Origin of the sequence: Providencia sp. PROV119 (genome assembly GCF_028482435.1) — a bacterium.
In the GTDB taxonomy this organism is placed as follows: Bacteria; Pseudomonadota; Gammaproteobacteria; order Enterobacterales; family Enterobacteriaceae; genus Providencia; species Providencia stuartii.
The window spans coordinates 45,908-54,954 of the sequence record NZ_JAMPQL010000029.1 but is presented as its reverse complement, the minus strand read 5'-3'; the positions used below and the strand labels follow the sequence as shown (position 1 = coordinate 54,954).

At 44.1% G+C, this 9,047-nt stretch carries 8 protein-coding genes; 4 read left to right on the top strand and 4 right to left on the bottom strand.

Annotated elements, in window-relative coordinates:
• The 4 genes from PSF11_RS19065 to greB all read right to left on the bottom strand — a co-directional run.
• On the bottom strand, positions 1–318 hold a 318-nt coding region (locus PSF11_RS19065), incomplete at its 3' end, for a hypothetical protein (protein ID WP_272682871.1).
• 187 nt (positions 319–505) lie between these two features.
• On the bottom strand, positions 506–1,837 hold the full coding sequence (gene envZ, locus PSF11_RS19060) for a two-component system sensor histidine kinase EnvZ (RefSeq protein WP_071599669.1): 1,332 nt from the start codon (positions 1,835–1,837) through the stop codon (positions 506–508).
• A complete protein-coding gene (gene ompR / locus PSF11_RS19055; RefSeq protein ID WP_004923581.1) occupies positions 1,834–2,553 on the bottom strand; it encodes an osmolarity response regulator transcription factor OmpR in 720 nt (239 codons plus the stop codon). Before ompR ends, envZ begins: the two co-directional genes overlap by 4 nt.
• Before the next feature lie 247 nt (positions 2,554–2,800).
• Entirely contained in the window at positions 2,801–3,286 is a 486-nt protein-coding gene (gene greB, locus PSF11_RS19050; protein ID WP_014657013.1) for a transcription elongation factor GreB, read from the bottom strand.
• Positions 3,287–3,444: 158 nt separating this feature from the next.
• Here greB and PSF11_RS19045 point away from each other — a divergent pair, with 158 nt between their 5' ends.
• From PSF11_RS19045 to PSF11_RS19030, 4 genes are all read left to right on the top strand, one after another.
• Complete coding sequence (locus PSF11_RS19045; protein WP_014657014.1) at positions 3,445–5,778, top strand: Tex family protein; 2,334 nt, start codon at positions 3,445–3,447, stop codon at positions 5,776–5,778.
• Between the two features lie 337 nt (positions 5,779–6,115).
• Positions 6,116–6,346, top strand: a complete 231-nt coding sequence (gene feoA, locus PSF11_RS19040) for a ferrous iron transporter A (RefSeq protein WP_036942241.1) — start codon at positions 6,116–6,118, stop codon at positions 6,344–6,346.
• Positions 6,347–6,402: 56 nt separating this feature from the next.
• Positions 6,403–8,721, top strand: a complete 2,319-nt coding sequence (feoB, locus tag PSF11_RS19035) for a Fe(2+) transporter permease subunit FeoB (protein ID WP_014657016.1) — start codon at positions 6,403–6,405, stop codon at positions 8,719–8,721.
• Positions 8,722–8,733: 12 nt separating this feature from the next.
• On the top strand, positions 8,734–8,985 hold the full coding sequence (locus tag PSF11_RS19030) for a FeoC-like transcriptional regulator (protein WP_040132687.1): 252 nt from the start codon (positions 8,734–8,736) through the stop codon (positions 8,983–8,985).
• The last annotated feature ends 62 nt before the right edge of the window (positions 8,986–9,047 follow it).

Here is a 9,047-nt window from a genome sequence, read left to right as displayed (position 1 = left end):
CCCTGTTTTTCCGCCATCTCCTGTTTGAGCGGGCTTAATATCAGGCTTTGGCATAGGGGGTGGCATAGGAATAGATAATGCCCCTTTCGATGCTAAGGGTTGATTTGGAGGTAGTTGTATAACGGTTGCCAGTTGTTTGCTCCATTTCACCTGCTTAAAGGCCTTTTTGGGTTCTTGAAATAGCCCTACGACTGTGTTTTTGATATTAATTATTCCCGTGGAGAGTGTAGACTGCTTTTGCTTTCCCTCTATTCCAGCGAAAGCTAATGCCGCTTTACTCTGAAAACAGCAAATAGGTTTAGAAAAATTGATATGCATAAATTCACCTGAGTTATTTTATTTATGTTTATTATCTAAATAAAATAACTATCAGATCTTTTATATAACGATGGTATTACTTATAGAGTAAGTTATTTTTTATATGATGACTGGCGCGTAAGATAGGCGTTAATACCGAAATAAAATAGAAGGTAGGTCGTTTTATACGACCCACTACCGACAATGGTTACTCTTCTTTTTCTTTCAATGGCAGGAGTGCACGAATGGCGAAACCGCCGCGTTCACTTTTATGGATTTCGATACTACCTTCATGGGCATCGACAATACGGCGGATAATTGCCAATCCTAGCCCTGTTCCCTTATTGCTACGGGCTTTTTCACCTTGCACAAAAGGTTGGAAGAGGCGTTGAATATCTTCTTCTTTGATACCTGCACCATCATCTTCCACTTGGAACCAAACCGAATCCTCATTTTTGCCACTGCTCACTTTGATCCAGCCGTTACCATAGCGATAAGCGTTAACAATCATATTGGTGATGGCGCGTTTAATGGCTAATGGATTCGCATTCACGATCAGACTACCCGGCTCCAGTGCCGTTTCAATTTCACCAGTCACGCTCGTTTCAGCGGTAACTGCCTCATTGAGGATGCTATTTAGGTCACAAAACTCCATATTCATTTCCTGACCCGTTTTCAGGTAGTCCATAAACTGACCAATAATCGCATCACACTCTTCAATATCCTTATTGATGGATTCTGCTAGGTAGCCATCTTCAGGGCTCATCATTTCCGTCGCCAATCGGATCCGTGTCAGTGGGGTACGTAAGTCATGACTGACCCCCGCCATTAAAATTGTCCGATCATTTTCAAGCGTCTTTATGCCCGCAGCCATATGATTAAAGGAGCGGATCGCGGCTCTTACCTCAGTTGCCCCTTTTTCTTGCATGGCGGGTAATATGACCCCTTTCCCCACTTGCCCTGCATGGTATTCAAGTTCAAGTAATGGCTTGTTTTGGTAACGAATATAGAGCCAGACCCCTGCAAAAATAGACAGGAAAATAGCTAAAGTATAACGGAATACTAACGAAAATTGGTTTTGCCCAATTTCAGTTAATGGCACACGCACCCAGATATCAGGCGCAAGATAGGAGGTCAACCAAAGAATAGGATATTCGCGGCCAAGCTCAAGACGCACTTGGGCTTCGCCACCAATATATTCCGACATGTTTTCGCTGAGAAAATCGTATTCTTTCGCCCAATTTAAGCCTTCTTCCATCGCGGCTGATTGAGCATAAAAGGTGATCCCCAACTCATTGTAGATTTTTTTACGTAATGCGGGAGAGACCCGTACTGTGGTTCCATCTTGCAGCACCATCCGCTCCGTCATTAATGTTCGCACTTCATAAGCCAACACTTTGTTGAATTGCTGCAAACTTGGCATAACAACAAAATTCAGCACCACCATATAGCTGGTGACAAGGCTGGCAAACAGTAATGCAACAAACAAAAATAACGAACGCGAAAATGTACTACGGCGAGAGAACCTCAGTCGCTTCATGCTTTACTACCGTCCGGCACAAATACATAGCCCAAGCCCCAGACTGTCTGAATGTAGCGAGGGTGAGCTGGATCTTCTTCAACCATACGACGTAAACGTGAAATTTGAACGTCAATTGAACGTTCCATCGCACTGTATTCACGGCCTCTCGCTAAGCTCATCAGCTTATCACGAGATAATGGTTCCCTTGGGTGCGAAACCAATACTTTAAGTACAGCAAACTCACCGCTCGTCAAAGGCATATTTTCTTCGCCTTGGAACATTTCACGGGTGCCTAGGTTCAGTTTAAACTTACCGAAGGTAATAATCGCATCATCCTGAGATGGTGCGCCTGGCAATTCATTTGCTTGGCGACGTAATACAGCACGAATACGTGCAAGTAATTCACGCGGGTTAAAAGGTTTAGGAATGTAATCGTCGGCGCCAATCTCTAAACCAACAATACGGTCAACCTCTTCACCTTTAGCCGTTACCATAATAATCGGTATTGGATTGTTTTGGCTGCGTAAACGACGACAAATTGACAGACCATCTTCACCTGGCAACATCAAATCTAAAACGATTAGATGAATCGACTCCCTCGTTAGGATCCTATCCATTTGTTCAGCATTCGCGGCACTACGTACCTGAAATCCTTGCTCTGTGAGGTAGCGTTCAAGCAAGGCACGCAAACGCATATCATCATCGACGACAAGAACTTTATAGCTTTCTTGCATTTTGTAGCCCTCAAGATGTGCAATCTATCGAAATTATTTTTAAAATAAGAATATACCCACCATGCTCCAAGCTGTATGGGTGTTACAAAGCGCTGCTATCTAAATCACAAAAATAGTCATGACGATAAAGTTTTACTTGCGCTTAATAACGGCATATCACCTGAATTATTTTGTGTATAAGTAAAATATAAGATAGTTAACGTCCTAATTTACCATCAACTTGAAATTTAATGAATAATTTTACGCCTTATAGGACTAGCGGTTTATAACTAATTTCTAACACTGTATAGGTTACCCGCCCCCCAGGTGTATTCACCGTAATTTCATCATCAACCTGCTTACCAACTAGCGCGCGAGCAACTGGAGAATCAATAGAAATCCAATTTTTGGATGGATTAAACTCATCGGCACCGACCAATCGGAATATTCTGATATTTTCATTATCGTCTTCTAATTTCACCCATGCGCCAAAAAAGACTCGCCCTTCTTGCCGTGGGTCTGGTTCGACAATTCTTAGTTGATCCAATCTTTTAGATAAAAAGCGTACTCGACGATCAATCTCTCGCAAACGCTTTTTACCATAAATATATTCCGCATTTTCTGAACGATCACCTTGAGCCGCAGCTTCAGAAACCGACTGAGTGACTCTTGGGCGCTCCTCTTTCCAAAGATATTTAAGTTCTTTGTCTAGCGCATCCCAACCTTCGCGTGTGATTAAGAGACTCTTATTCATAACCTTCATAAATCAGTAAGCAAGTTAGATAATTATAAATTATATACAGAATTAATCTTTAACTTTAGCAAAGTTCACCCTAGAAATTCTGCTTCTGTGCAAGTATAACAGTGCCATAAATTTTTTAACCATTCTTTGACTAGGTATTAAAAAGCGACATGAATGAAACTCTAAGCCAAATAATCGCGGGAGAGCTACAAGTTCAACCGAAACAGGTATTTTCTGCTATCACCTTGTTAGATGAAGGGAATACGGTTCCTTTTATTGCTCGTTATCGTAAGGAAGTCACAGGAGGCCTTGATGATACTCAGCTTCGCCAATTAGAGAACCGTTTAGGCTATTTACGAGAGTTAAATGAACGCAAGCAAACCATCCTCAAGTCAATCGAAGAACAAGACAAACTCACTCCCGAACTCGCCGCTGCTATCAATAACACCTTAAATAAAACCGAGCTTGAAGACCTCTACTTGCCCTTTAAGCCCAAACGCCGCACTCGTGGGCAAATTGCTATCGAAGCAGGCCTAGAGCCGTTAGCAGACACATTGTGGAATGACCCCACTCAATCCCCCGATGATGTCGCTCAATCCTTTGTCAATGCCGAAAATGGCGTGGCAGATACGAAAGCGGCTCTCGATGGCGCTCGTTATATCTTAATGGAGCGTTTCGCCGAAGATGCAGCATTATTAGCTAAAGTTCGCGACTATTTACTGAAAAATGCCCATTTGGTTTCCAAAGTTATCGATGGCAAACAAACCGAAGGCGCTAAATTTAGTGACTACTTTGATCACCAAGAACCTGTTTCTTCCGTTCCGTCGCATCGCGCATTAGCCATGTTCCGTGGTCGTAATGAAGGTATTTTACAGTTATCACTAAACTGTGACCCGCAATTTGAAGAGCCACCAAAAGAAAGTTACTGTGAAGAGATCATTACTCGTCACCTTGATGTTCGATTGAATAATGCACCAGCAGACCAATGGCGTAAAGCGGTTATTAGCTGGACATGGCGCGTCAAAGTATTGCTACATCTCGAAACTGAGATTATGAGCTCACTGCGCGAAAAAGCAGAAGAAGAAGCAATCAATGTGTTTGCGCGTAATCTCAGTGACTTATTGATGGCGGCACCAGCCGGTATGCGAGCGACTATGGGGTTAGATCCGGGTCTACGGACAGGGGTGAAAGTCGCGGTGGTGGATGCGACAGGTAAACTTATCGCAACGGATACTATCTATCCACACACAGGTCAAGCGGCTAAAGCGGCGGCTAGCGTTGCGGCCTTATGTCAAAAACACCAAGTCGAGTTAGTCGCTATCGGTAACGGAACGGCTTCAAGAGAGACTGAGCGCTTCTTTGCTGACGTGCAAAAACAGTACCCCGAAGTCACAGCACAGAAAGTGATTGTGAGTGAAGCGGGGGCCTCCGTTTACTCGGCATCAGAGCTGGCCGCTCAAGAATTCCCTGATCTTGATGTGTCACTGCGCGGAGCCGTGTCTATCGCACGCCGCTTACAAGACCCCCTCGCCGAATTAGTGAAAATCGACCCGAAATCGATTGGTGTTGGTCAATATCAACACGATGTGAGCCAAACTCAATTGGCTCGTAAACTCGATGCCGTGGTCGAGGACTGTGTAAACTCTGTCGGCGTTGACTTGAATACCGCTTCTGTTGCCTTGCTAACCCGCGTTGCAGGTCTAAGCAAAATGATCGCGCAAAACGTGGTAAATTGGCGCGATGAGAATGGCCGTTTTGCAGATAGAAAACAGCTTCTAAAAGTCACTCGCTTAGGGCCAAAAGCCTTTGAACAGTGTGCGGGCTTCTTACGGATCACCAACGGCGATAACCCACTTGATGCTTCTGGCGTTCACCCAGAGGCTTATCCCGTTGTTGAAAAGATCCTCGAAACTGTTCGCCAGCCCCTTAAAGAGATTATGGGCAACTCCTCTGTTTTAAATAGCTTAAGCCCTCGCGACTTCACAACAGAGCAGTTTGGGGTTCCTACTGTTACCGATATTATCAAAGAGCTGGACAAACCGGGCCGCGACCCACGCCCTGAGTTTAAAACGGCGACCTTTGCCGAAGGCATTGAAACCATGAATGACTTAGTCGCAGGCATGATTTTGGAAGGTTCGGTGACTAACGTCACTAATTTCGGCGCTTTCGTTGATATTGGTGTGCATCAAGATGGCTTAGTGCATATTTCATCGCTGTCTAACAGCTATGTTGAAGACCCACATAAAGTGGTTAAAGCAGGTGATATCGTTAAAGTAAAAGTGATGGATGTTGATATCCCTCGCAAACGTATCGCCTTATCGATGCGCCTTGATGAACAACCCGGCGATACCAATAGCGCCCCACGCCGCCATAATGACCAGCAAGAGAGAAACTCACGTAAACCGCAATCTGCACAACGTGACATGTCACGGAAAAACCAAGCCGCCACTGGAAACAGTGCGATGAGTGATGCCCTCGCTGCCGCATTCGGTAAAAAACGCTAATCCCTCAACCTCTACAATCCGATTTCTCTTTGATTGTAGAGGTTTTTACTCACGCCCAAGCTATTTCGCCCCGTGAATAATTAACAAAACAAATACATTAATCGATTTTAATTTACTCTATAAATTTATTGGGTTTCGCCTTGGTGCGCGGCAAACTCAATGCTTAGTTGATCCACATCAATTAAATTTGACGAAAAAAGAGGCTAAATATAACGAATAGTTGATGATTATTATTATCATTATTGATTAGATTTTTTTCTGTTTATGCTGACTTTTTACTTGTATCTCTCTTAATAACAATCATCAGTATTATTACCTATGACTAATGGAAGGCGATATGTCACTACTTCCTCAACACAGCTACAAAATACTCGGTTTTTCACCGCAGATAAGCCCCGCTTACCGACAAAAACTGCTCTCGCTTGGTTTATTACCGGGTTCCATTTTTAAAGTAGTACGTTTTGCTCCTTTAGGAGACCCAATACAAATCGAAACGCATCGAGTTAGTCTTGTACTACGAAAAAAAGATCTCGCCTTACTCAACCTTGATGAAGCCACGCCGACTTAATATCAGGTGTTGTTATACCACGTTACTATTTTGTATTTTTATTATCGGTAAACACTATGAAACCATTAACCATCGGCCTCATTGGCAATCCAAATGCAGGTAAGACAACGCTATTTAACCAATTAACTGGCTCTCGCCAACGGGTTGGTAACTGGGCTGGTGTCACCGTCGAAAGGAAAGTTGGGCGTTTTAATACGGCTGAGCATCATATTGAATTAGTTGACTTGCCCGGTACTTATTCGCTAACCACCATTTCAGAACAGACATCTCTCGATGAGCAAATCGCCTGCTATTTTATTTTAAGCGGCGAAGCCGATATGCTGATTAACGTCGTCGATGCCTCTAATTTAGAGCGCAACCTCTACCTCACTTTGCAATTAGTGGAGTTGGGGGTGCCTTGCATCATCGCACTTAACATGTTGGATATTGCACAAAGCCAACACATTGAGATTGATGTTGAAAAACTGCAACAGCAGTTGGGTTGCCCTGTCATTCCGTTGGTTTCAACCCGTGCTACAGGGATTGATAAACTCAAACAAGCGATTGATAAACACCCTCAGAACAATATGACAGCGCTGGTTGAATATCCGGCGGCCTTATTACAAGAGGTGGATTCACTCTCTGAGCAGATCTCGGCGCAGCAATTTAGTCAGCAACAACGTCGTTGGTTAGCATTGCAGATACTCGAAGGCGATATTTATAGCCGCCAGCGCGCGAATATTACAGAAGCGCAATTGCAGGCCACTCAACAGCACTTAAAAGCTAGCTTAAATGAAGAGCCTGAACTGTTAATTGCCGATGCCCGCTACCAATCCATTGCTGCGATTTGTGAGAAATCCATCAATAACAGTGCCGCGGAACCCAACAAATTAACGCAATCCCTTGATAGACTCATCCTTAACCGCTGGCTTGGCGTTCCGATTTTTTTATTTGTCATGTACTTAATGTTCGTCTTGGCAATTAATATTGGTGGCGCTTTGCAGCCGTTCTTTGAAGGTGCCTCAGAAGCCATCTTTATCCATGGTATTCAGTGGGTAGGGGCGTATTTCAGTTTCCCTGATTGGCTCACCGTCTTCCTTGCACAAGGTATTGGTGGCGGTATCAATACCGTACTCCCTCTCGTACCGCAAATTGGTATGATGTACCTGTTTTTATCTGTCTTAGAAGACTCGGGCTATATGGCACGAGCCGCCTTTGTGATGGATAGATTAATGCAGGCCTTGGGCTTACCGGGTAAATCCTTCGTGCCATTAATTGTGGGTTTTGGTTGCAATGTTCCCGCCATTATGGGCGCACGTACGTTGGATGCACCTCGTGAGCGCCTCATTACCGTATTAATGGCTCCATTTATGTCTTGTGGTGCACGGCTCGCTATCTTCGCGGTATTCGCCTCCGCGTTTTTTGGGAAAAGTGGCGCAAGTATTGTTTTTTCACTCTATATCCTCGGAATTGTTGTCGCTATCTTAACGGGTTTGCTACTGAAACATACCTTAATGCGTGGTGAAGCTTCTCCCTTTGTGATGGAACTCCCGGTGTATCATGTGCCCCACCTAAAAACACTGTTGATCCAAACTTGGCAGCGCCTAAAAGGCTTTGTGATCCGTGCTGGTAAAGTTATCGTGGTTGCCAGTATGTTTATCGGCGCTTTAAATAGTTTTTCCCTTTCAGGAAAACCTGTCGATAATATTAATGACTCCGCTCTTGCTTCCGTCAGTAAAGTGATTACCCCTGTTTTACAGCCTATCGGAGTGCATACCGATAACTGGCAAGCCACTGTTGGTTTGATTACTGGTGCGATGGCAAAAGAAGTTGTTGTAGGAACATTAAACACCCTCTACACCGCGGAAAATATCACAGCCGAGCCATTCGATGCCCAATCCTTTGATTTACTCGATGAGTTGGGGGATGCAGTCGCAGAAACTTGGGATAGTTTGAAAGAGACCTTTACCCTAAGTGCACTTTCTAATCCAATCGAGGCAAGTAAAGGCGATGGTGAAATGGCTTCTGGATCCATGGGCACCATGGCAGCCAAATTTGGTTCCGATATTGCCGCATACAGCTACCTTATTTTTGTCTTGCTGTATGTCCCTTGTGTTTCGGTCATGGGGGCTATCGCTCGTGAAACCAATAAAAGCTGGATGGCATTCTCCATTTTATGGGGGCTGAATGTGGCTTATAGCCTTGCGGCTCTGTTCTACCAAGCTGCAACTTTTAGCCAGCACCCGCAAAGCAGCTTAATTATTATTGTTGCAGTTATCATATTTAATCTTGTGCTGTTTACCTTATTGCGCCGAGCACGGAGCAGAGTAACACTGAATCTGGCAAATCAAACCGCCAAATCCTGTTCCGACTGCTCAGGCAAAGCCTGCCACTAACGGGGAATAACGATGGTCAGCTTGTTACAAATCAGGGATTTCATTGCACTGTATGGGCAAGCTGACCTCGACTTACTCAGCCAACGACTCCATGCCCCTAAATCACTTATCCAAGCGATGCTCGATAAATTAGTCGCAATGAACAAAATCGAAAAAGTCGATATAACAGCCTGTTTAACCGGAACAAGCTGTAAAGGATGCCCCGAAAGCAGTAATTGCTCACACCCTTTATATAAAATAAAGTCACCCCCGCTCTGTGAGTGACTTACGCGACCTCGACAATGTCTCTTTTTTAAAGTTTTAATCAAATTACTCACTAAAATACA

Excerpts from the sequence above, each read along its gene's own strand:
- feoB (WP_014657016.1), top strand. The coding sequence starts at position 6,403 with ATGAAACCATTAACCATCGGCCTCATTGGCAATCCAAATGCAGGTAAG.
- greB (WP_014657013.1), bottom strand. The coding sequence starts at position 3,286 with ATGAATAAGAGTCTCTTAATCACACGCGAAGGTTGGGATGCGCTAGAC.
- feoA (WP_036942241.1), top strand. The coding sequence starts at position 6,116 with ATGTCACTACTTCCTCAACACAGCTACAAAATACTCGGTTTTTCACCG.
- envZ (WP_071599669.1), bottom strand. The coding sequence starts at position 1,837 with ATGAAGCGACTGAGGTTCTCTCGCCGTAGTACATTTTCGCGTTCGTTA.
- PSF11_RS19030 (WP_040132687.1), top strand. The coding sequence starts at position 8,734 with ATGGTCAGCTTGTTACAAATCAGGGATTTCATTGCACTGTATGGGCAA.
- ompR (WP_004923581.1), bottom strand. The coding sequence starts at position 2,553 with ATGCAAGAAAGCTATAAAGTTCTTGTCGTCGATGATGATATGCGTTTG.
- PSF11_RS19045 (WP_014657014.1), top strand. The coding sequence starts at position 3,445 with ATGAATGAAACTCTAAGCCAAATAATCGCGGGAGAGCTACAAGTTCAA.